At 71.0% G+C, this 21,805-nt stretch carries 24 protein-coding genes and 1 tRNA gene; 11 read left to right on the forward strand and 14 right to left on the reverse strand.

Features of this window, described 5'->3' with window-relative positions; genetic code table 11:
* Window positions 1-20 precede the first annotated feature (20 nt).
* Window positions 21-644: a TlpA family protein disulfide reductase gene (locus tag ACFQPS_RS07515; RefSeq protein ID WP_377357811.1), complete on the forward strand. Its 624-nt coding sequence runs from the start codon at window positions 21-23 to the stop codon at window positions 642-644.
* Between the two features lie 71 nt (window positions 645-715).
* Here ACFQPS_RS07515 and ACFQPS_RS07520 read toward each other — a convergent pair whose 3' ends face one another.
* The 5 genes from ACFQPS_RS07520 to ACFQPS_RS07540 all read right to left on the reverse strand — a co-directional run bounded on the left by ACFQPS_RS07520 (window position 716) and on the right by ACFQPS_RS07540 (window position 4,544).
* Complete coding sequence (locus ACFQPS_RS07520; RefSeq protein WP_377357813.1) at window positions 716-1,588, reverse strand: 3-hydroxybutyryl-CoA dehydrogenase; 873 nt, start codon at window positions 1,586-1,588, stop codon at window positions 716-718.
* A 120-nt stretch (window positions 1,589-1,708) separates the two neighbouring features.
* On the reverse strand, window positions 1,709-2,650 hold the full coding sequence (locus tag ACFQPS_RS07525; RefSeq protein WP_377357814.1) for an electron transfer flavoprotein subunit alpha/FixB family protein: 942 nt from the start codon (window positions 2,648-2,650) through the stop codon (window positions 1,709-1,711).
* Between the two features lie 15 nt (window positions 2,651-2,665).
* On the reverse strand, window positions 2,666-3,415 hold the full coding sequence (locus ACFQPS_RS07530; RefSeq protein WP_377357815.1) for an electron transfer flavoprotein subunit beta/FixA family protein: 750 nt from the start codon (window positions 3,413-3,415) through the stop codon (window positions 2,666-2,668).
* A gap of 347 nt (window positions 3,416-3,762) precedes the next feature.
* Window positions 3,763-4,323, reverse strand: coding sequence for a cob(I)yrinic acid a,c-diamide adenosyltransferase (locus ACFQPS_RS07535; RefSeq protein WP_377357817.1), 561 nt, complete (start codon window positions 4,321-4,323; stop codon window positions 3,763-3,765).
* 23 nt (window positions 4,324-4,346) lie between these two features.
* Window positions 4,347-4,544, reverse strand: coding sequence for a twin transmembrane helix small protein (locus ACFQPS_RS07540; protein WP_377357818.1), 198 nt, complete (start codon window positions 4,542-4,544; stop codon window positions 4,347-4,349).
* A 126-nt stretch (window positions 4,545-4,670) separates the two neighbouring features.
* On the opposite strand from ACFQPS_RS07540, the gene ACFQPS_RS07545 reads away from it, so the two are divergent.
* Window positions 4,671-5,516: a DUF4743 domain-containing protein gene (locus ACFQPS_RS07545; protein ID WP_377357820.1), complete on the forward strand. Its 846-nt coding sequence runs from the start codon at window positions 4,671-4,673 to the stop codon at window positions 5,514-5,516.
* Window positions 5,517-5,558: 42 nt separating this feature from the next.
* On the opposite strand, the gene ACFQPS_RS07550 is transcribed toward ACFQPS_RS07545, so the two are convergent.
* Both ACFQPS_RS07550 and gluQRS read right to left on the reverse strand, forming a co-directional pair.
* Window positions 5,559-6,038, reverse strand: coding sequence for a hypothetical protein (locus tag ACFQPS_RS07550; RefSeq protein WP_377357821.1), 480 nt, complete (start codon window positions 6,036-6,038; stop codon window positions 5,559-5,561).
* 138 nt (window positions 6,039-6,176) lie between these two features.
* Window positions 6,177-7,073 carry a tRNA glutamyl-Q(34) synthetase GluQRS gene (gene gluQRS, locus ACFQPS_RS07555; RefSeq protein ID WP_377357823.1) on the reverse strand — a complete coding sequence of 299 codons (897 nt, stop codon included), beginning with the start codon at window positions 7,071-7,073 and terminating at the stop codon, window positions 6,177-6,179.
* 328 nt (window positions 7,074-7,401) lie between these two features.
* On the opposite strand from gluQRS, the gene ACFQPS_RS07560 reads away from it, so the two are divergent.
* The gene (locus ACFQPS_RS07560; protein ID WP_041785610.1) at window positions 7,402-7,962 is read left to right on the forward strand and encodes an HNH endonuclease; all 561 of its coding nucleotides are present in this window, start codon (window positions 7,402-7,404) and stop codon (window positions 7,960-7,962) included.
* A gap of 142 nt (window positions 7,963-8,104) precedes the next feature.
* Here ACFQPS_RS07560 and ACFQPS_RS07565 read toward each other — a convergent pair whose 3' ends face one another.
* The 4 genes from ACFQPS_RS07565 to ACFQPS_RS07580 form a co-directional block, all read right to left on the reverse strand.
* The gene (locus tag ACFQPS_RS07565) at window positions 8,105-8,737 is read right to left on the reverse strand and encodes a YceI family protein (RefSeq protein ID WP_377357825.1); all 633 of its coding nucleotides are present in this window, start codon (window positions 8,735-8,737) and stop codon (window positions 8,105-8,107) included.
* A gap of 148 nt (window positions 8,738-8,885) precedes the next feature.
* Complete coding sequence (locus tag ACFQPS_RS07570; protein ID WP_377357826.1) at window positions 8,886-9,506, reverse strand: demethoxyubiquinone hydroxylase family protein; 621 nt, start codon at window positions 9,504-9,506, stop codon at window positions 8,886-8,888.
* Complete coding sequence (locus ACFQPS_RS07575; protein WP_377357828.1) at window positions 9,503-10,012, reverse strand: disulfide bond formation protein B; 510 nt, start codon at window positions 10,010-10,012, stop codon at window positions 9,503-9,505. The genes ACFQPS_RS07570 and ACFQPS_RS07575 overlap by 4 nt, the downstream gene beginning before the upstream one ends.
* Window positions 10,013-10,071: 59 nt before the next feature.
* A complete protein-coding gene (locus ACFQPS_RS07580; RefSeq protein WP_377357829.1) occupies window positions 10,072-10,653 on the reverse strand; it encodes a YqaA family protein in 582 nt (193 codons plus the stop codon).
* A 205-nt stretch (window positions 10,654-10,858) separates the two neighbouring features.
* On the opposite strand from ACFQPS_RS07580, the gene ACFQPS_RS07585 reads away from it, so the two are divergent.
* The 5 genes from ACFQPS_RS07585 (at window position 10,859) to ACFQPS_RS07605 (ending at window position 16,248) form a co-directional block, all read left to right on the forward strand.
* Window positions 10,859-10,945 (forward strand) — tRNA-Leu (locus ACFQPS_RS07585).
* A 239-nt stretch (window positions 10,946-11,184) separates the two neighbouring features.
* Window positions 11,185-11,667, forward strand: coding sequence for an RNA polymerase sigma factor (locus ACFQPS_RS07590; protein WP_377357830.1), 483 nt, complete (start codon window positions 11,185-11,187; stop codon window positions 11,665-11,667).
* Window positions 11,664-12,692, forward strand: coding sequence for a FecR family protein (locus ACFQPS_RS07595; RefSeq protein WP_377357832.1), 1,029 nt, complete (start codon window positions 11,664-11,666; stop codon window positions 12,690-12,692). The genes ACFQPS_RS07590 and ACFQPS_RS07595 overlap by 4 nt, the downstream gene beginning before the upstream one ends.
* 104 nt (window positions 12,693-12,796) lie before the next feature.
* Window positions 12,797-15,175 carry a TonB-dependent siderophore receptor gene (locus tag ACFQPS_RS07600; RefSeq protein ID WP_377357834.1) on the forward strand — a complete coding sequence of 793 codons (2,379 nt, stop codon included), beginning with the start codon at window positions 12,797-12,799 and terminating at the stop codon, window positions 15,173-15,175.
* A gap of 2 nt (window positions 15,176-15,177) precedes the next feature.
* Window positions 15,178-16,248, forward strand: coding sequence for a hypothetical protein (locus ACFQPS_RS07605; protein ID WP_377357836.1), 1,071 nt, complete (start codon window positions 15,178-15,180; stop codon window positions 16,246-16,248).
* On the opposite strand, the gene ACFQPS_RS07610 is transcribed toward ACFQPS_RS07605, so the two are convergent.
* The gene (locus ACFQPS_RS07610; protein ID WP_377357837.1) at window positions 16,233-17,063 is read right to left on the reverse strand and encodes a hypothetical protein; all 831 of its coding nucleotides are present in this window, start codon (window positions 17,061-17,063) and stop codon (window positions 16,233-16,235) included. The two genes, ACFQPS_RS07605 and ACFQPS_RS07610, sit on opposite strands and share 16 nt — an antisense overlap.
* 128 nt (window positions 17,064-17,191) lie before the next feature.
* On the opposite strand from ACFQPS_RS07610, the gene ACFQPS_RS07615 reads away from it, so the two are divergent.
* Entirely contained in the window at window positions 17,192-18,814 is a 1,623-nt protein-coding gene (locus ACFQPS_RS07615) for an acyl-CoA dehydrogenase family protein (RefSeq protein ID WP_377357839.1), read from the forward strand.
* A 36-nt stretch (window positions 18,815-18,850) separates the two neighbouring features.
* On the opposite strand, the gene ACFQPS_RS07620 is transcribed toward ACFQPS_RS07615, so the two are convergent.
* Together ACFQPS_RS07620 and ACFQPS_RS07625 are read right to left on the reverse strand one after the other, a co-directional pair.
* Window positions 18,851-20,113, reverse strand: coding sequence for an RNA polymerase sigma factor (locus ACFQPS_RS07620; protein WP_377357841.1), 1,263 nt, complete (start codon window positions 20,111-20,113; stop codon window positions 18,851-18,853).
* Window positions 20,114-20,136: 23 nt separating this feature from the next.
* Complete coding sequence (locus ACFQPS_RS07625) at window positions 20,137-20,559, reverse strand: YciI family protein (RefSeq protein WP_377357843.1); 423 nt, start codon at window positions 20,557-20,559, stop codon at window positions 20,137-20,139.
* A gap of 106 nt (window positions 20,560-20,665) precedes the next feature.
* On the opposite strand from ACFQPS_RS07625, the gene ACFQPS_RS07630 reads away from it, so the two are divergent.
* Window positions 20,666-21,019: a DUF2254 family protein gene (locus ACFQPS_RS07630; protein WP_377357844.1), complete on the forward strand. Its 354-nt coding sequence runs from the start codon at window positions 20,666-20,668 to the stop codon at window positions 21,017-21,019.
* Between the two features lie 100 nt (window positions 21,020-21,119).
* On the forward strand, window positions 21,120-21,800 hold the full coding sequence (locus ACFQPS_RS07635) for a hypothetical protein (RefSeq protein WP_377357846.1): 681 nt from the start codon (window positions 21,120-21,122) through the stop codon (window positions 21,798-21,800).
* Window positions 21,801-21,805 lie beyond the last annotated feature (5 nt).

Raw genomic sequence — 21,805 nt, forward strand, 5'->3', positions numbered from 1 at the left:
GGAGAGGAACGAGGGGAAGAATGGCGATTTTGCGGCGCCCCGCAATGCCCGTGCTGGCCTTGGCGGCGATTCTCTCGCTGGCGGCCTGCGGCGATCAGGGTCAGGGCGGCTCCCGGACCGCGGGAGAGAGCACGGGACAGCCCGCTTCAGAGGCTGGTGCGGGGCGGGGGACGCTGGCGGAGTCGCTGGCCCCCTTCACGGTGACCGGCACGCCGCAGCCGGCGCCGGACTTCGCCTTCACCGACCGCGACGGCCGGCCGGTGACGCTCGCGGATTTCCGCGGCAAGGTGGTGCTGCTGAACCTCTGGGCCGTCTGGTGCCCGCCCTGCGTCAAGGAGATGCCGTCGCTCGACCGGCTCCAGGCGGCGCTGGGTGGGGACGACTTCCAGGTCGTCACGCTGTCGCAGGACCGCGGCGGCGCGGCCCAGGTGCTGCCCTTCTATGAGAAGGCGGGGATCGCCCATCTGCCGGTCTATCTCGACCCGCAGACCGCGGCGATGGCGGCGCTCAAGGCCCGCGGCCTGCCCACCACCTACCTGATCGACCGCGAGGGACGCCTGCTCGGCCGGCTGGAGGGGGAAGCCGCCTGGGACGCCCCGGCCGCCCTGGACCTGATCCGCCGCGTCATCGCGGGGAGCTACTGACCGGCGTGATCCGGGCCGGCGCCCCCTTGCAGGGGGCGCGGCGCCCGGGCCGCCTGTCGCTGCCGGCACGGCTACCGCGTCGGCCGCGGCACGTCGCCGGAATAGTCGTAGAAGCCGCGCCCGACCTTGCGGCCCAGCCAGCCGGCCTCGACATACTTCACCAGCAGCGGGCAGGGGCGGTACTTGCTGTCGGCTAGCCCCTCGTACAGCACCTGCATGATGGAGAGGCAGGTATCCAGCCCGATGAAGTCGGCCAGCTCCAGCGGGCCCATCGGGTGGTTCGCCCCCAGCTTCATGGCGGTGTCGATGCCCTCGACCGTGCCGACGCCCTCGTACAGGGTGTAGACGGCCTCGTTGATCATCGGCAGCAGGATGCGGTTGACGATGAAGGCCGGGAAATCCTCCGCGATGGCGGCGGTCTTGCCCAGCTTCGCCGTCAGCTCCTTGATCGCCTGGAAGGTCTCCTCGTCCGTGGCGATGCCGCGGATGATCTCGACGAGCTGCATCACCGGCACCGGGTTCATGAAGTGCATGCCGATGAACTTGTGCGGCCGGTCGGTGCTGGCCGCCAGCCGGGTGATGGAGATCGACGAGGTGTTGGTGGCGACCAGCGCGTCGGCCTTCAGGTGCGGCACGAGCTGCTTGAAGATGGCGCGCTTGACGTCCTCGCTCTCCGTCGCCGCCTCGATCACCAGATCGCAGTCGGCGAGCGCGGAGAGATCGGCCGCGGTGGCGATGCGGGCCAGTGCGGCGTCCTTCACGGCCTCGGTCAGCTTGCCCTTGGCGACCTGCCGTTCCAGGTTCCGGCCGATGCCGCCGACCGCCTTCGTGAGCTGGTCCGCGCGCACATCCACCAGCTTCACCTGGAAGCCGGCAACCGCACTGACATGGGCGATGCCGCTGCCCATCTGGCCGGCACCGATGATACCGATCTTCTCGATCATGCCGCTACCCTGACGACGCAAAGGGGACGAACGCGGAACAGTCCCGCCAGGAGGAAGCCGGGGGCGGGACCCGGACGCGGAAGGGGCGGCCCGACGGGGCCGCCCCTCCACGATGGCACATTACTTGTCGATCTGCTCGGTCAACTCGGGCACGACCTTGAAAAGATCGCCCACAAGGCCGTAGTCGGCGATCTGGAAGATCGGCGCCTCCTCGTCCTTGTTGATGGCGACGATCACCTTGCTGTCCTTCATGCCGGCCAGGTGCTGGATGGCGCCCGAGATGCCGACGGCGATGTACAGCTCCGGCGCCACGATCTTGCCGGTCTGGCCGACCTGGTAGTCGTTCGGCACGAAGCCGGCGTCCACCGCCGCGCGGGAGGCGCCGACGGCGGCGCCCAGCTTGTCGGCCAGCTTCTCCAGCAGGTGGAAATTGTCGCCCGACTGCATGCCGCGGCCGCCGGAGACGACGACGCGGGCCGCGGTCAGCTCCGGCCGCTCGGACTTCGACAGCTCCGCCCCGACGAACGTCGACAGGCCGGCGTCGCCGCTGCCCGAAACGGGCTCCACCGCCCCGCTGCCGCCCTCGGCCGCGGCCGGCTCGAAGGCCGTGCCGCGCACCGTGACGACCTTCACGGCGTCCGACGACTGCACGGTGGCGATGGCGTTGCCGGCATAGATCGGCCGCTCGAACGTGTCGGCGGAGACGACGCCGCTGATCTCGCTGATCTGCTGCACGTCCAGAAGGGCGGCGACGCGCGGGGCGACGTTCTTGCCGAAGGTCGTGGCCGCGAACAGGACATGGCCGTAGCCGCCGTCCTTCGCCACCTTGGCGACCAGCGGGGCGAGGTTCTCGGCCAGCGGGTGCTCGTACTCGGCCGCGTCGGCCAGCAGCACCTTGGTCACGCCCGCGGCCTTGCCGGCGGCCTCGGCCGCCGCGGCGGCACCCTTGCCGGCGACCAGCACATGCACCGGGCCGCCCAGCTTGGCGGCGGCGCCCAGGGTCGTCAGGGTCGGCTTCTTGATCGGGCCCTCGGAGGGCTCCGCAACGACGAGGATGGTCATGGTCGGCTCCCCCTGTCAGATCACGCGGGCTTCGTTGCGCAGCTTGTCGACCAGAGCGGCGACATCGGCCACCTTCACGCCGCCCTTGCGCTTCGCCGGCTCGGTGACCTTCAGCGTCTTCAGGCGGGGGCTGAAGTCCACGCCCACCTGATCCGGGGTCAGGGTCTCGATGGGCTTCTTCTTCGCCTTCATGATGTTCGGCAGCGAGGCGTAGCGCGGCTCGTTCAGGCGCAGGTCGGTGGTCACCACCGCCGGCAGCTTCAGCTCGACCGTCTCCAGGCCGCCGTCCACCTCGCGGGTGACGGCGACGGAGCCCTCGGCCGCCACGACCTTGGAGGCGAAGGTGCCCTGCGCCCAGCCCAGCAGGGCGGCCAGCATCTGGCCGGTCTGGTTGGCGTCGTCGTCGATCGCCTGCTTGCCGACGATGACGAGGCCCGGCTGCTCCTTCTCGGCGATGGCCTTCAGCGCCTTCGCCACGGCCAGCGGCTCGGTCTCGGCGTCGGTCTGCACCAGCACGCCGCGGTCGGCGCCCATGGCCAGCGCCGTGCGCAGGGTCTCCTGCGCGGCGGCCGGACCGATGGACACGACCACGATCTCCGTCGCCTTGCCGGCTTCCTTGAGGCGCACGGCCTCTTCCACCGCGATCTCGTCGAACGGATTCATGGACATCTTCACGTTCGCGAGTTCGACGCCGGTGTTGTCCGGCTTGACGCGGATCTTGACGTTGTAGTCAACGACCCGTTTCACGGCGACCAGTATCTTCATCGGCGATCCCCTGGTAGCAAGGCCATTCCTGGCAGCGGCCCGGTGTCAGCGGCGTGCTGACGGTTCGGTGGCGCGCCGGCCCCTGGTTCGGCGGGACTGTCACAGGCGTTCGCGCCCCGCTCAGCCCCGCCTTCGAGCCGGCGCAAAGTATGTTGCACTCGAAACACTGTCAACGCAGGCCCGGACGACATGGCCCTGGCCGGAGCAGCCGCCGGGCCGCCCCTCCCGGCCCAGAGAGATAGTTTACGTTTACGTAATGGTAAAGGGGCTCGCTGTCCGCTCTGCGGACGCGCCGCACAACGGCAGGGTGGATCCTGGTGCGTCGTGTCGCGCGGCCTGTGGATAACTCAAGTCTCCGCCGCGTCCAGACGGCGGGCGAGCCGCAGCAGGTGGTCGGACAGCCGGTCCGTGTACTGCCGCGCCGTCTCCCCGACCGTCTCCTCCCGCGCCAGCACCACCAGCCGGCGCTCGGCCCGGCGGACGACGGCGTGGGCCAGACGGAGCAGGGCAGCGGCCGGGCTGCCGCCGGACGGCAGCAGCGCCGGGCACGCCGGGTCCGCGCCTAGGACTGCGTCCAGGGCCGCGATCTCCGTCTCCAGGCGCTCCACCTGCGACGGCAGCATCCGCAGCGGCGGCCGGCGCCGCGGCGTGTCCCGCTCGGGCAGGCAGAGGTCGGCCGCCAGATCCAGCAGTTCGTTCTGGATGCGGGCCAGCATGGCGTCGGCCTCGCCTGCGATCCCGTCGCGGCCCCGCGTGTAGAGGCGCGCCGCGCCCAGAAGGGCGTTCGCCTCGTCCACGGTGCCGTAGGTGTCGAGTCGGACGGCCGTCTTCGGCACCCGCGTGGCGTCGCCCAGGAAGGTCAGTCCACCGTCGCCGGCGCGGGTGGTGATGCGGGTCAGCGCGACCATGCCGTCTCCTCCGTTCCGCCCGCTCAGCCCCGGGCGGACAGCAGGACCAGGACGAACAGCACCAGGGCCAACGCCTGCAAGGCGACGCGCAGCCGCATCAGCCGGTTGCCGTGCCGGGCGGCGAACTCGCCGCCGCGGGCCATGGCGACCAGCCCGACGACCAGCGCGCCCAGCACGGCCAGCATGGCGGCGATCAGGAGGAAGACCAGGAATCCGTTCATGGCCGCCGTTATAGCCCCTGTGCCGCCCGCTGCCAGCCCCGCCATCGCCCTAGGCCATCCGGCCCGGATGGGGAAGGGGGCGAAACAGCGGTTGCGGCCGGCCCCGATCCGGGTAACCTCCCCGGCATGGGATTTCTGCGCCACCTGACCGCCTGCAACACGCACGACCTGTCGCGCTACCGGCCCTTTCTCGTGGCCGGGCAGCATGTCGGGCATGTGCGTGAGGATTTCTTCCGCCGGCTTCTCGCCCTGGGCGACCCGTTCGAGCCGACGGGCGACGGCATCGCCCTGGCGGAGCGGTCCGGCACCGCGGCCGGGCGGACGGCGGCGATGGCCGCGGCGCTGGACGTGCTGGTGGCGGACGGCACCCTTCCCGGCCTGCGGCGGGAAACCTATCCGGTGCTGACCCGCTGGGGGGCGGAGCCGCTGCTGGGCATCGACCGCGCCGCCGTGCCCTTCTTCGGGCTGCGCAGCTTCGGCCTTCACGTCAACGGCTATGTCCGCCGGCCCGACGGGCTGCATCTCTGGGTCGGGCACCGGGCACGCGACCGCGGCGTGGCGCCGGGCAAGCTCGACAACCTCGTCGCCGGCGGCCAGCCGATGGGCCTGACCCTGGCGGAGAATCTGCGCAAGGAGGCGCATGAGGAGGCCGGCCTGCCGGCGGCGGTCGCCGACCGGGCACGGCCCGTCGGCGTCATCTCCTACCTGCTGGAGAACGGCTCCGGGCTGAAGCCGGACACGCTGTTCTGCTACGATCTGGAACTGCCCGACGGGCTTGTTCCCCGCAACACCGACGGGGAGGTGGAGCGGTTCGAGCTGTGGCCGCTCCACCGCGTGGCGGAGAGCGTGGCCGGCAGCGACGACTGGAAGTTCAACGTGAACCTCGTCGTCATCGACTTCCTGATCCGGCACGGCTGGCTGACGCCCGACCACCCGGACTACATCGCCCTCTGCTCCGGCCTGCGGCGCTGATCCCGCCCTTGCGGCGCTGATCCCGGCGCGCCCTCGGACCGGTCAGAACAGATCGTCGATGGCCGACTGGTCCAGCGTCGCCTGCGGCATCGAGCCGTGGACGATGGCGCTGCCCCGGTCCACCAGCGCCTGAAGGCGCTGCCAGTAGTCCACGGCCACGTCGCCCATCCGCGCCGGATCGTCCTTGGAGGCGTCCAGTTCCGTCAGCGCGTCGGCGATGGTGGCGTTCAGCTCGTCGATCGTCAGGTCGAACGGGACCCGGTATTCGGGCGGGGCGTTCTCGTAGCACTCGATGGCCAGGGGCGCGAAATGCAGGCCGCTGCCGCGGAAATGTTCGGCATAGGTCTTCGGCCGCCAGGCCTTCACCTCCTCCAGCATGTCCGGCATGTCGCCGAGCATCGAGAGGAGCATGATCACTTCATTGAAATGGTTGAAGTAGTCCGTCGACAGCAGGGTCGTCCCGTCGATGGTGGTATCCTGCGCAAGGCGCCGGTAATGGTCGATGGCTGCGGTGTCGTGCATGGCGCGTCTATATCATGGAGTCCGGGCGGCGCAGGAAGAATTCGTGCGTATCCCGTCTCATCCATACGCTTGGACCAGGGCGGGGCGAAAGAAAAGTCTCATTGTCGTGACCATACCCTGCGCCCTGCGCCCTGCACGTCAGTCGGGAAAGCCGGCCAGCGCCCGCACCGCCGCCGGCGCCAGCCCCTCTGCCCGCAGCGCGCGCAGCGCCTTCGCCCCGTCGCGTTTGGACAGCCGCTCGCCGGCGGCGTTCGTCAGCAGCCCGTGGTGGTGGTATTCCGGCACGGCCAGCCCCAGCAGCGCCTGCAACAGCCGGTGGACATGGGTCGCCTCGAACAGGTCCACCCCGCGGGTGATCAGGGTGACGCCCTGGAGATGATCGTCCAGCGTGACGCAAAGGTGGTAGCTGCCCGGGGCGTCCCGCCGGGCCAGCACCACGTCGCCCAGGATGCCGGGCACGGCGGTCTGCATGCCGCACGCCCGGTCGTGCCAGCAGAGCGGCCCGGTCAGGTCCAGGGCGCGGGCGATGTCCAGCCGCCAGGCGTGCGGCTGCCCGTCCGCCAGGCGCGCCTGCGCGTCGTCGGGGGCCAGCCGACGGCAGGTGCCGGGATAGAGCGGTCCCTCCGGCCCCGGACCGGCCCCGGCCGTCGCCGGCGTCAGGTGCGGGGCGTGGCCGGCGCGGGCGATCTCCTCCTGGATCTCCTTGCGCGAACAGAAGCAGGGATAGAGCACGCCCAGCGCCCGCAGCCGCTCCAGCGCCGCCCGGTAGTCGTCCGGATGCTCGGACTGGCGGCGCACCGGCCCGTCCCAGTCCAGCCCCAGCCAGGCCAGATCCTCGCGGATCGCGGCGTCGAACTCCGGCCGGCAACGCTGCGGGTCGATGTCCTCGATGCGCAGCAGGAAGCGCCCGCCCGTGCTGCGGGCGGCGCGCCAGCCGGCCAGGGCGGAATGCGCGTGGCCCAGATGCAGATACCCGGTCGGGCTGGGCGCGAAGCGGGTGACGACGGGGGCGGACGGGACGGCGGATGCGGTCATGATCCTGGTCTAGCATCGCGGCCGGTGCGGCCCAAGGGGGGTGCGGGGGGCGCGCAGGCGGCGACTCGGCGCCGCAGTTTTCTCCCTCTGCCGCCGGCCGGCCGTTCCGGCCACCATCCACGGTGGCCGGTCCGGGCAATGAACCCCAAGATTAGTGCTGCCCAATATTGCGGATAGATGACATTCAGGCCGGGCGGAGACTCGAAGGTTGCTTTTTGCGGCGTCGGCGATTATCTAGGGCGCCGGGTTCCGGCGGGTCTTCCGGGCCGGCAGTGCGCGGACCGGGACGGGATCGGAACGGACTGGAACAGCAGGGGGGTTGGCATTGATGCCACCGCTCGACAGTTGTCCGGCTTTGGTGCTGAACGCGGATTTCCGTCCGCTCAGTTACTTCCCCCTGTCGCTCTGGTCCTGGCAGGAGGCGGTGAAGGCCGTGGTCCTGGACCGGGTGAACATCATCTCCGTCTACGACCGCGTGGTCCGGTCGCCGACGCAGGAGATCAGGCTGCCCAGCGTCATCAGCCTGAAGGAATACATACCGGCGACACGAAGGCCGGCTTTCACAAGGTTCAACGTCTTCCTGCGCGACCGTTTCTCCTGCCAGTACTGTAGTCGAAGTTTTCCCACCCAGGAACTGACCTTCGACCATGTGATTCCCCGGTCCAAAGGCGGACGGACCACCTGGGAAAATGTCGTCACCAGTTGTTCCGCCTGCAATCTCATGAAGGGCAGCCGCTATCCCCACCAGTGCGGGATGTTTCCGGTCCAGCCGCCCTTCCAGCCCACCGCCCATCAGCTTCAGGAGAACGGCCGGTCCTTCCCGCCGAACTACCTGCACCAGAGCTGGCGCGATTTCCTCTACTGGGATTCAGAGCTGGAGCCGTTCTGACGCTCCGCCGGTCCCCCTCCGACGCGCTTCCATCGTCCCGCCGTTTCGACCGGCCGCCGCTTCGACCGGCCACCGCCGACGTGCGCCCGCACCCGGCCGACCTGTGGCCGACGGGCGCGGGCGGCCGCGATCATGGCTGCCGTCAGGGCTTCCGGGTGAACTCCGCACCGATGCGCAGGGTCACCTCGTCGCTGACGGCCGGAACATAGGCCGACACGCCCCATTCCGACCGCTTGAGCACCGTCTCGGCATCGAAGCCGATCGTGTAGACCTTGCTGACGGGGCTCACGCCGGCCTGGTTGAAGGTCGCCTCCAGCACCACCGGGCGGGTGACGCCGCGCAGGGTCAGATCGCCCGTGATGCGCGCCGTGCGCTCGCCGGTCACCTCGACCCCGGTGCTGCGGAAGCGGGCGGTCGGGGTCTTGCCCGCATCCAGGAAGTCGTCGGAGCGCAGGTGCTTGTCCAGCTCGGCGTCGCTGGTGTCCACCGCGGCCACGTCGATCGTGATGTCCACCCGGCTGCGGGTCGGGTCCTTGGCGTCGTAGTCCAGGGTGCCCGACAGGGCCGGGAAGGCGCCGTAGTAGGTGGAGAAGCCCAGGTGCCGGACGGAGAACAGCACCTTGGCATGGGCCGGGTCCAGGGCATAGCGGCCGGACTGCGCTTCGGCGGGCGCCTGGGTCAGCTCCTGGGCGGCGGCGGGGCTGGCCACGGGCAGGACCGGGACGGCGGTGGCCAGGGCCAGCAGCAGCCCGGCGGTGACGGCGGAACGGCGCATTCTGTGATCCTCCTCGGTGGACGCTCTCTGTGCTGTCCAGGGAGGTGGGATCGTCGCGGCTGCCGGGGAAGCGGCCCCCGCCGGGATGCATCGTTGCGCCCGGCGGGACAGTCGGGCCGGAACGTCCGGCCCGCCGTTTCCCTCCGGGTCAGAAGCGTTCGGACAGCCAGATGGCGGCGCGGGAGCCGGCCTTGATCAGGGCCGACAGCACCGGATAGCCCGTGGCCCGCTCCGCCTCGTTGGCCAGCCCGATGTCGCGGTGCTCCAGCTCCTCCTCGCGGAATCGCTCGATGGTCGCCTTCAGCTCCGCCTCCTCCGGTCCCAGCGCGGCGGCCTGCTGCGCGTAATGGCCGTCGATGGCGGTCTCCACCGCCACGGTGCAGGCCATGGCGGCGCGCTCGCCCAGCAGCGCCGTGCCGGCGCCCAGGGCGTAGCCGGCGACATGCCAGACCGGCCGCAGCACCGTCGGCCGGACACGGCGGCGGGCGATCAGCGCCTCGAACGTCTCCAGATGGACCTTCTCCTGTTCCGCCATGTGGCGCAGCACCGGCCCGTGGCGGCCCTTGCCCAGCACGGCGATCTGGCCGGCATAGATGCGGGTGGCACCGAACTCCCCGGCATGGTCCACCCGGATCATCCGGTCCAGATGGGCCTTGCGGTCCGGGTCGCCGGGCAGCCGGGCCGGGCGCGGCAGCACGGGCAGGGGATCGTCCACCGACGGCCGGCGGGCGGGCTCCGGATCGTGGATCATGACGGTCGGATCGCTCATGCGTTTCTCCTGCGGTAGCCGGCCCAGGCCGTGGCGAAGGCCAGCAGCGCCAGACCCAGGGACAGGACCATGTTCCAGGCGGCCATGGACAGACCCGCCAGCGACCACTGGATCTCGTCGCAGCGGACCAGCGGGGCGCCCAGGATCTGCGCCCGCAGCGCCTCGATGCTGTCCGGGGCCGGACCGCTGACGCTACAGGCGGACAGCCCCTGCCACCAGTGTTCCTCGACGCCGACATGGAACAGCGCGATGCCGGCGCCGGCCAGGAAGGCGGCGCCGCCCAGGGCCAGCAGCAGCGCCCGGGCGCGCGGCCCGGGCAGCGCCATGGGGGCGGGCAGCAGCAGCCCGATGGCCGCGGCGTGCGCCCAGCGCTGCCAGTGGCACAGCTCGCAGGGCGGCAGGCCGTCGCGGTACTGGAAGGTGATGGCCGCCCCCAGCGCCCCGGCCGCCCCGGCCAGCAGCAGCAGGGCGATCAGGCGGGGCCGGGTGGAAAGAAGGTCGCTCATGCCGTCGATATGGTCGGAAGCGGGAAGGGGGCAAGCCCGGCCGGGCCGGTGGGGGCGGCTCAGAACAGCAGCTTGACGGCGGCGAAGCCGCCGACCAGCAGGACGAAGAAGACCACCGTCAGCAGGCCCAGGTTCCGTTCGATGTAGCCGCGGATCGGCTCGCCGAACCAGTACAGCAGGGCGGCGACGGCATAGAAGCGCAGGCCCCGCGCCAGGAACGAGGCGATGAAGAAGGCGGGGATCGACATCCCGACCATGCCGCTGAAGATGGTCGTGATCTTGTAGGGGAACGGGGTCAGGGCGCCGCCCGCCACGATCAGCACGCCCCATTCCTTGTAGGCGCGCTCGAACTCCCCGAACGCCTCGGTATAGCCATAGGCGCGCAGCAGCGGCTCGGCGACGACCTCGTAGAGCGCGGACCCGATCAGATAGCCGAACAGCCCGCCCAGGGCCGAGGCCACGGTGCAGACGGTGGCGATCAGGAAGGCGCGGCGGCGGTCGGCCAGCACCATCGGGATCAGCATCACGTCGGGCGGGATGGGGAAGAAGGAGCTTTCGGCGAAGGAGACTCCGGCCAGACTGCGGAGCGCGTGCCGGTGCGTCGCCAGACGCATCGTCCAGTCATAGAGCTTGCGGATCACGGTCGGCCAGGTCCTGCGGGGCGGGGGCTGGCACGGGTGTAGCAGTGCGCCCCGCCGCCGTCCACCGCGCGCCCTGCCCGACGCGCCGGATGCGCGGTGGGCAGGGGCTGCGCTGCGGCATCGCGGCTCTTTCCTGCGGGCGGCGCGGAAAGCCCTTGCTCCCGGCCGCCGTCCCGCTATGATCCCGCCCGCGTTCGCGCCCGGTGCCCCCGTGGCGGAATTGGTAGACGCGGCAGACTCAAAATCTGTTGCCCGGAAGGGCATGTTGGTTCGAGTCCGACCGGGGGCACCACTCTTTCCCGACATCCACCCGTCTCACATCCGGACGCCCGGCGCGTCCGGCCCCCGCCTGTGCGGGCGATGGCGGGCACGGGGCGGTCCGTTTCCTCCGTTGCCCGCCCGTGCCCGGCACCGGCCCGACGCATCCGCCTGATTCGACGGCCGCTGTCGCAAAGACGTCATGCGAATTCGCTAAGGGAGACGGATCATCTCCGGTGACGGTGGACGGGTTTGACAGACTCTCCCGAAGACATGCGTCAGCAGCAGGCAGAACTCCTGAGTTTCATCTCCCGGCGCGTCCGGGATCCCTGGATGAGCGACGACATTGTTCAGGAGACATTCGTACGCTTTCTGAGCGTCGGCGCTTCCGGCGGGGTCGGAAACCGGATGGCCTGGATGAAACAGGTGGCGCTTAACCTGATCCGCGACCATTTCCGCCGGGCGGCGCGCCAGCCGACGGAGATGCTCGGCGACCAGATCGCCGATCCCGACTGCCCGCCCGACGAGGCCGCCATCCGTCAGGAACGGGTGGCGATGTTCGCGCAGGCCCTTGACCGGCTGCCCCCCTTGCGGCGAACCATCTTCATCCGGCGCAAGCTGCACGGCGAAAGCTCCCGGGTCGTGGCCGAGTCCCTGTCCTTGACGGAAAACGCCGTGGACCAGCATGTGGCGAGGGCCATGCTCACCCTTCAGTCCGAAATCACGAAGAAGACGAGCCGGGGCAAGCGCGCATGAGCCGCGACCGTACTGCTGACCAGTCCCGCGCCCGTGAGGCCCGCGTCCTTGAGGAAACGGCCCGCTGGCTGGCGACGCGCCTGGACGCCGGGGCGGACGAGCTGGACCGGGACCCCTGGATCACGGCCGATCCGGCCCGCCGCGCGGCGGCCCTGGATCTGCTCGGGCTCTGCAACGACCCGGCCCTGCATGAGGCGATGCGCCGGGCGGACACGACCCGGGCGGAGGTGGCCACCGGGCGGGTCCGGGACGATCGGCGGCCGGTCCCGGGGGGGATCCTGGCGGGCGTCTTCGCGGCGCTTGCGCGGCCCCGGCTGGCTGCTGCGGCCTGCGCCGTGCTGCTGGCGCTGCTCTGGATCGGCGCCGGTCTCAGCGATCCGGCGGTGACCTACCGGACCGGCCGCGGCCAGAGCCTGACCGTCGCGCTCGACGACGGGTCCACCCTCACGCTCGGCGGCGACACCCGCCTGACCGTGTCCCTGGGGCGCACGGAGCGCGCGGCCGAGCTGCGCCAGGGCAGCGTCATGTTCGAGGTGGCCCGCGATCCGGCCCGGCCCTTCGTGATCGACGCCGGCGACAGCCGGACGGAGGTGCTGGGTACCCGCTTCGTCCTCGACCGCTTCAGCGGCGGCACCGAACTGTCCGTCTATTCGGGACGGGTGCGCTTCGGCCCCGCGGACCGGGAGGGGATCGAGGCGACGGCCGGACAGCGGGTCGCCGTCCTGTCCGGCCGCCTGGGCGAGGTCCGGCCGTTCGAACCGGACCCGGCGCCCTGGCGGAGCGACTGGATCGAGACCTCGGGGATGTCGCTCGGCCGCCTGGTCGAAGAGCTGAACCGCTGGTCGGACCGTCCCGTTGAACTGGCCGATCCGGCCCTGAAGCGGCTGCGGGTCAGCGGCTATTTCCGCCTGTCCGAGACGGAGAAGCAGTTGGAGGGGATCGCCCTGCTGCACCGGCTGCACCTGCGGCGGGAGGCGGACCGGTACGTGCTCGCGCCGGCCGCGGGCGACGGGAAACCGTATTAAAAACTTCACGGAACCGTCTGTCAGATCGCCCCGGCGCCGGCGTCTTCCCCCGGCAGACGCGACGGGCCCCGCATGGGGTGGGGAGGCCGGCGTCCCCGGAGAAGATGGGCGAGATGACAATCGGATGGTTCCGTGCCGCGGCAACGTCTCTGGTCGCAGTGTCGGTGATGGTGGGCGCCGCGCAGGCGCAGGCGATCAGGATCGATATCCCTGCCGGCGATCTGGGGCCGGCCCTCACGGCCTTCGCCCGCGCCAGCGGGTTGCAGATCCTGGCCGATCCGTCGATGACGGACGGGCTGAAGACGCGGGGCGTGTCCGGCGAGATGGCGCCGAGGGAGGCGCTGGAGGCGCTGTTCGCCGGGACGGGGCTGGGCTTCGAGATGCACGGCGATGCCGTCATCGTCCGCAGCACCGCTGCCGCCCCCGTGGCGCCGGCAACCCCGGCGCGGCCGAAGCCGGAAGCCGCGGCCGCGCCTGCTGCCGAGCCGATGGAGGAGCTGACGATCACCGGCTACCGCGTCCAGGCCACGGCCGGCGGCACCCGCATCGTCACCCCGCTCAAGGACCTGCCGATGAGCGTGCAGGTGGTCAACCAGGAGCTGATCAAGGATCTGGGCGCGCGCAAGATCGAGGACGCGATCCGCTTCGTGTCCGGCATCAACAAGGTCAACCGCAACGACAATCTGGGCCGCGGCGAACGCTTCGCCATCCGCGGCTTCAATTCCAGCCTGATCATGCGGAACGGCGTTCCCTACAACGTCTTCTCCGACACGGCGAACATCCAGCAGATCGACGTCGTCAAGGGTGCCAACTCCATCCTCTACGGCTTCAACGATCCGGGCGGGCTGATCAACTACATCACCCGGGCGCCGCAGGCCGAGGCGGCCTACAGCGTGAGCCAGACCATCGGGTCGTTCGACTATTACCGGACCGAGGCCGATGCGACCGGCCCGCTGTTCGGGGACACGCGCTACCGCCTGATGGCGGCCTACACCAATGCCGGCTCGCATCTGGAGAACGGCAAGGAGGAGATGGTCTTCGTCAATCCCGTGGTCGATTTCGCCCTCGGTGAGAAGACGCGGCTGCTGCTGGACTATGAATACCGGGAGACCGATTCCCGCTATCAGCGCGACGCCTATCCGCAGGTGCGCGACCTTGCCAGCGTGGGCATCCGCTACGCCGATGCCGGCACGCGCTACAGCCCGATCTTCCCCGACGACCGCAACATCATCACGGCCCAGAACCTGGAAGTGCGCCTGACGCATGAGTTCGGCGAGGACACGACCCTGCGCCTTGTCGGCGCCCACACCGAGATCGACAGCGATCAGTTCAACATGATCGGCTGGGCCATGGTCCCGGGGTCGGACCGTCTGCTCGTGCGGCGCAACTATCTGGAACTGAACCACCAGGACACCGACTTCGTCTTCGCGGATCTCTCCACGCGCTTCGACACCAGTTGGATGACCCATCAGGTGATCCTGGGCGGGCAGTATCTGCGCCGCGAGGGCGAGAGCTTCGGCAGGACGGGGGCGTATGCACCGGCGATCGACGTCCTGAACCCGCCGACGGACCCGGCCGTGCGCTACTACCGTCCGGAGACGCGGGACCAGCTTGCCGCCGGGGCCGTGTTCGTGGAGAACGCCCCGACGGAGTCCAAGGGATTCTTCGTCACCGACCAGATCACGCTGGCCGACGACCGCACCCACATCCTCGTCGGGGCGCGGTACGACGATCTGAACGGGACCGACAACACGACGCCGCAGGCCGGCGTCAACTACACGGTCAACGACTGGCTGTCCGTCTACGGGCTCTACAGCGAGTCCTTCCGCCTGAACGCCTCCTACACCTTGCAGAGCGGCGAGGTGCGGACCTTTGATCCCGAATCCGGCATCAACAAGGAGGTCGGTCTCAAGCTCGACCTGTTCGACCGCCGGCTCTCGGGCACCGTGGCGTTCTTCAACCTGAAGCGCGAGAACGTGCTTCAGGTCATCGCCAGCGACGACCCGCTGAAGCCGATCTTCAACCTGTCCGGCGAGGAGCGGTCCAAGGGCGTGGAAATCGACATCGCGGGCCGCATCGGCCCTGACTTCACCGTCTTCGCCTCCTACGCCTATACGGACTCCGAGGTGCTGACCAGCACCAACCCGGCCCTGGTGGGCGCCCCGCTGGAGGGGGTGGCGAAGAACGCCGTCTCTGTCTTCGGCAAGTACGATTTCGGCGCGGTCGGCCCCGGCGACCTCTCGGCGAATGCCGGTCTGCTGTGGCGCCAGGGCCCGATCCTGATGACCAACAACACGCCCGGCAACAGCCCCTTCGCCGCCGACAGCTACACCGTGCTGGATGCCGGCCTGGACTATGTCCTGCCCAGCGGCCTCGCCCTGTCGCTCAAGGTCACCAACCTGACCGACGAGGCGTACATGGACCGGCGTGCCGCCTATGCCGCGCCGCGCCGGATCAATCTGGTGGTGCGCAAGGAGTTCTGAGCATGCGCCTTGCGCCAGCTTTGGCCCTGCTCGTGCCGGCCCTGCTCGTGCTGGTGGGGGGCGCCGCCGACGCGGCGTCCCCCGCCGTCTCGCGTGCCGGCATCCCTGCCGCAGGAACCGCCGTTTCCGTCGATCTGGCCGGGCTGCCGGTGACGGGTGATCTCTGCGTGCCGACCCATATCGGGTTCTTCGGCGACGTCACGACCCTCACATCCACGGTCACGCGGGGCGGGGCGGTCTTCTACCGGGTGCAGGGCGGTCCCTGGCAGGTCTCCGACCTGCCCCTGAAGGGCGGCCATTCGGTCGCCCGGCTGCCGGACGGGGCCTGGCTCATCAACGACACGGACCATCACCGCATGGTCCAGGTGGACGATCTGTCCGGCCATGCCGGCATCATCGCCCGCACGGAACTGGCCGGCATCCGCCTCAGCCGGCCGCACGACCAGATCGTCGATCCGGAGACCGGATACGCCTATGTGATCGACGGCGGCCGGCACCTGTTCCGCTTCCGGACCCTGGACGGCCCGGTCGAGGTCTGGAGCTTCACCCCGGAGGAGATGAACTACGCCCGCTCGCTGTCGTGGTTCGACGGTCACCTGCACATCATCCATTCCAGCCGCGGCGAGGTCTGGCGGATCGACGACTTCGACCGGCATCTCTACACGGTCTTCCGCAGTCCGCGCCCGCGGGACGGGGCGGCGCGGTCGGCCACGCCCTACCGCGACTTCCCGGCGGGGGCGCTCGCCACCACCGGCCTCGTGCTCAACGACGTGGAGAAGGTCGACGGCTGGTACTACGGCACGAACTACTTCACGCCGTCCTATGCCTTCGGCGGGGATACGGCACCCGCCCGCCTGATCCGTTGGCGCAACTGGGAGGACTTCGCCCAGGGCCGCTGGCAGGATCTGAGCGGCCTCCTGCCGGCAGCGGACCCGCCGCTCGTGCCGTACTATCTGACCCTCCATGACGGGACGCTCCACATCGCCGTGTTCGACCACGACGGACACTGCTCCCTGGACGGCATCGTCGCGCTCAGCCCGCCCCAGGTGCTGCCGGGTCAGGTGCCGAGATAGCGCCGCCAGATGTCCTTGCCGAGCCGGTCGTAGGCGTCCATTGCGGCGATCAGGGCGGTCAGGGCATCGGGCGGGCAGAGCGCTTCCGGCAGGAGCGGGTCGCGCAGGATGGCGCGGATCGCCTCCCGCCCGGTCAGCAGGCTTTCCGCCGCGGCCTCGACGAGCGGCAGCGCCGGCAGGCGGGCGGCGCTCTCCGCCAGCCGGCGGACCAGCCCGGCATGGGAGGCCGCCAGTCCGGCCACGGGCCACAGCGTCCTGAACCGCGCCTCCCGCTGCTCGTCCAGGGCCGTGGCCTGGACAAGCAGCAGACTGGGGGCGCCGTCGAGCGCCAGGAGCCGCCGGCGCATGGCGGCGGCCCCGCCCTCCGGCCCGCCCTCCAGATTGTCCGGCCGCACCCAGACATTGGTTTCCGCCTCCGCGAAGCCTTCGAGGTCGAGCGCGCGCACCGTATGCCGCCAGAGAGTGCGGTTGGCCCGTTCCTGCGGGCCGGCGACGGCAAGCAGCCAGCCGCCGCCCCAGAGCCGTCGCCGGCTCTGGACCTCCCGCCAGCCCAGGATGCGGTGTTGCAGGGGTTCCGCTTTCGCCCCGATCGCGTAGCGCCCGCGGTCCAGCGCCCGCACACGCCCCTCCTGCCTCAGCCGGGTGAGGGCGGTGCGGATGCCCGTCGCCTCCAGCCCGAAGGCGGCGCCCGCCTGCACCAGGTCGCGGGTCGAGAAATCCGGGGGCGAGCCCGTGTCCATCAGGTCGAGGATCAGGGTCCGCGCGCTGATGGCGCCGGCCTCGCCGGGGGGATGGGTGTTGCAGTCTACGTCCATTTCCGACATGATACGCAACAATGAGGGGGTCGGGAAGGCCATGATGCCTGTGACGCGCGCCGGGATCGCGCGTTTTCCGGGCAGGGGCGGGTCCACCTTGCCGACGCCGACCAAGGGAGGAACGCACCATGTCCAGCATCCGGCCGCTGACCCAGCTCGAGACCCATGAGGTCTTCAACCAGCCGCCGCCCCTGGAAGGGCTGAACCTGTTCAGCGGCGACACGGCCTTGGTGGAGGCCGTCCGCAAGGCCGGCGGCGGGGTGCATGAGGCGCGGCTTGCCGCCCTGGGCGCCCGCGCCGGCACGGCGGAGGTGATCGACTGGGGCGTGGAGGCCAACCGCCGGATCCCCGAACTCGACAGCTTCGACCGCTACGGCCGCCGCATCGACGAGGTGCGCTTCCACCCCGCCTATCACGAGCTGATGCGCTTCGGGCTCGACAACGGCTTCGCCGCCATCGCCTGGGACGGCTCGCCCGCCGGCCATGTCGGCCATGCCGCGATCCTGTACCTGTCGGGGCAGGCGGACTCCGGCACGATCTGCCCCATGACCATGACCTATGCCGCCGTGCCGGCGCTCCGGGTCGAGCCGGCGGTCGCGGCAGAGTGGGTGCCGCGCATCCTGGCCGGCCGCTACGATCCGGCCGTGCGCCCGGCCGGGGAGAAGGCGGGAGTCACCATCGGCATGGCGATGACGGAGAAGCAGGGCGGCTCCGACGTCCGCGCGAACACGACGCGGGCCGTCCCGACCGGGCAGGAGGGCTGGTACAGCCTGACCGGCCACAAATGGTTCTGCTCGGCGCCCATGTGCGACGCCTTCCTGACGCTGGCCTATGCCGAGGGGGGCCTGACCTGCTTCCTGGTGCCGCGCTGGCTGCCCGACGGGGAGCGCAATCCGGGCTTCCGCGTGATGCGCCTGAAGGACAAGCTGGGCGACCGCTCCAATGCCTCGTCGGAGATCGAATACCACGGCGCGCTGGCCCGGCGCGTCGGGCCGGAGGGGCGGGGTGTGGCCACCATCATCCAGATGGTCCAGCACACCCGCCTGGACTGTGTCGTCGGCTCGGCGCAGATCATGCGCGGGGCGGTGGCGCAGGCCCTGTGGCACACGAAGAACCGCTCCGCCTTCCAGCGCCGCCTCGTCGACCAGCCGGCCATGGCGACCGTGCTGGCCGACCTCGCCCTGGAGACGGAGGCCGCGACGGCGCTGGGCTTCCGGCTGGCCCGTGCCTTTGACACGGAGGACCCGGTCGCCCGCCTGCTCACGCCGGTCGCCAAGTACTGGGTCTGCAAGCGCACGCCCGGCGTCGTCTACGAGGCGATGGAGTGCCTGGGCGGCGCCGGCTACATCGAGACCGGCCCGATGGGCCGGCTGTTCCGCCAGTCGCCGCTGAACGCGATCTGGGAAGGCTCGGGCAACGTCATCGCGCTGGACGTGCTGCGCGCCATGGCGCGGGAGCCGGAGAGCGCCGCCGCGCTGAAGGACTACCTGACCGCCCAGGCCGGCCGGAACCCAGACTATGACGACTGGATCGCGGGCATCGACCTGCGCCGCGTGACCGAGGGCACGGCCCGGATGCTGGTGGAGCGTCTGGCGCTGGCGGCCCAGGCGGCGGTGCTGCTGGAGTGGGACAACCCCCTGGCGGACGCCTTCTGCGCCCTGCGGCTGCGGCAGCGGGGGGCGATGTACGGCGCCTTCGACGCCACGATCGACACCCGCGCCATCATCGACCGGGCCATGCCGGCGGTGTGAGGCCCCGTCGGGGCGTCAGGCGTCCCGGCGTGACGCTCATGCCCCGCTGTCGCAGGACGCTGCGCGGGCCAGCAGGAAGGCGCGCTCGCGCCCGTTGCGGCTCAGCGCCGCGGCCCGCTCGAACTGGACCCTGGCCTCCGCCCGTCGCCCGGCGCGCAGCAGGAAATCGCCGCGGGCGGCGGGCAGGGGCGCATGGCCGTCCAGCGCGCCGCCGATCCGGTCCAGGAGCGCAAGGCCGGCCTCCGGGCCGAAAGCCATGCTGTGCGCCACGGCGCGGTTCAGCTCGACCACCGGCGACGGCATCACCGCGCGCAGGGCATCGTACAGGCCGGCGATCCGCGGCCAGTCCGTCTCCGCCGCGGTGCGCGCCCGCGCGTGGCAGGCGGCCAGCGCCGCCTGCAGCGTGTAGGGCCGGTCGCCGCCGCCCAGGGCCACCGCCCGCTCCAGGGCGGCAAGGCCGCGCCGGATCAGCAGCCGGTCCCAGCGGCTGCGGTCCTGGTCCGGCAGCGGCACCAGCGACCCGTCCGCGGCCGTGCGCGCCGGCAGGCGGGAGGATTGGATCTCCATCAGTGCCAGCAGGCCCGACACCTCCGGCTCGTCGGGGGCCAGGGCAGCCAGGATGCGACCCAGCCGCCGGGCCTCCGCACACAGGGCGGGACGGATCAGGTCATCGCCGGCGGTGGCCGCATAGCCTTCGTTGAAGATCAGGTACACGACCTCCAGGACGGAGCCGAGGCGCGCCTCCCGCTCCCGGCCGCGCGGCACCTCGAACGTCAGGCCGGCGCGGCCCAGCGTCCGCTTGGCCCGGACGATGCGCTGGGCGATGGCGGCCTCGCTCACCAGGAAGGCGCGGGCGATCTCCTGCGTGCTCAGCCCGGCGATCAGGCGCAGGGTCAGGGCGGCCCGCGCCTCCGGCGACAGGACCGGATGACAGGCGGCGAAGATCAGGCCCAGCAGCTCGTCGCCGACATCGTCGTCCATGGCCGCCTCGACCTCCTCGACGCCGCGGTCGCGTTTCTCTTCCAGTTCGCGGGCCAGTTCGGCGTGCCTGCGGTCGAGCATGCGGCCGCGGCGCAGGCCGTCGATGGCCCGGCGCTTCGCCGCGGCCATCAGCCAGGCCCCGGGATTCTCCGGCACGCCCCCCGCCTCCCACGCGACGAGCGCCGTGGCGAAGGCGTCCTGGGCCAGTTCCTCGGCCAGGCCCACGTCGCGCACCAGCCGGGCCAGGCCGGCGACCAGCCTGGCCCGTTCGATGCGGAAGACCGCCTCGATGGCGCGATGGGTTTCGCCCGTCGTCACGGGTCCCGATCCAGGGGGAAGGCTCAACGTGCCGCCGTCTTCGTCCCCACCCGCTCATGCAGCGCGGCGATCTCCGGCGTCAGGACGTCGCCGAAGTCGGACATCTCGTAGATGGGCCGGATTTCGATCTCGCTGGGGCCGGGCATGGGGTTGGGGCACCGCTTCGCCCATTCGATCGCCTCGGCCATGTCCTTCACCTCCCACAGCCAGTAGCCGGCGACCAGCTCCCGCGTCTCGGCGAAGGGGCCGTCGATCACCCGCCGGTCGGCGCCGTCGAAGGCGACGCGCTTACCCTTGGACGAGGGCTGCAACCCTTCGCCCGCCAGCATGATGCCGGCATTCGCCAGCGCCTCGTTGTACCGGCCCATCGCCTCCAGCAGCTCGCTGGTGGGCAGGATGCCGGCTTCGCTGTCCACCGTCGCCTTGACCAGGACCATGACGCGCATCGTCTCTCTCCTCCGGTTCGAAGGGGCCGCAACGGCCCCATGCCCTCACGACGAACGGGGCCCGGTCGGATCGACAGCCGGCCGGTTTTTTCTCGACGATTGTCAGATGGCGCCGCAGCGCGGCCGGGAAAGGGACCCGGACGCCCCCGACCCCGCGCTGGTGCGCGATGGGGACGGGAGCGTCCGCATCATCCGCTCGGGCAGCGACCACAGCGGGATGACGGCGGCGGCGTTCGACCCGATCCGGCAGGCCGGGCAGGGCAAGCCGGCCGTCCTCATCCGGCTCCTGGAGGCCCTGCGGCGCGTTGCCGACTGCGCCCGTTGCGATGTCCAGCGCGAAGCCCTGCGCCCCCACGCAGACCGCATCCTCGCCACCGCGGAGCAGAGCATCGGCGTCGCCGCCCTGCGGCCCCGGTCCGGCCGGACTCCGATCGGGCGCCGACGCCGCCGACGGGGGTAGCTGGGTGCGCCGCCGGTCCGGACCGGATTGGCGTCTGGCCACAGTGCTGTCGATGACGTTTTCATGACGGAATGATGTCGCAGGCGTGGAAGGCGATCTGATGGATGGCAGGACGGACCGGCTGATCGCCGGGGCCGTGGCAGGGGTCGCGGTTCTTTGTCTGGTGTCGGAGAGGATGGCCGCGCGGCTGCTGCCGGAGGACGGGCCGGTGGAGACGCTGTCGGCCCTGCTGTATCTCGCGGCGGCCGTCATCGCCCTGGCGGGGACGGGTGGGCGGCGCTGGCTGCGCCGGGGCGTCGCCGGGCTGGCCCTGCTCTGCTTCCTCAGCGAGATCAGCTTCGGCGCGCGCCTGTTCGGCTATGCCATGCCGGCCATGCCGGGCGGCGGGGAACTGGATGGCGGACAGGATCTGGCGATGCTGCTCTGGCGTCAGGCGCGGCCCTGGCTGTCGGCGCACAAGGCGGCTGTCCTGGCCGCGGCCGTGCTGGGCGCCGGGCTGGCCGGGCTGCTGCTCTGGCGGCTCTGGCCGCTGCTGCGGGCCGTGGCCCGTCCCCTTGCCGACCGGCCGGCGGAGCGCCGCGCCGTCATCGCCGTGGCGCTGCTTGCCCTGGCGGTGCTGATCGACCTCGACATCCGCCCCTACCTCGTGCTGCGCCGGCTGGAAGAGGTGCTGGAACTGGCCGCGGCGGGGTTTCTGCTCGCCGCCGTGCTGGCGCATGGCTGGCAGCCGGCGTTCCGTTTCCGCCGGCCCGCCGTCGCGCGGGGGCTGCGCCGCCCCTGAATCCG

Origin of the sequence: Rhodocista pekingensis (assembly GCF_042665545.1) — a bacterium.
Lineage (GTDB): Bacteria > Pseudomonadota > Alphaproteobacteria > Azospirillales > Azospirillaceae > Rhodocista > Rhodocista pekingensis.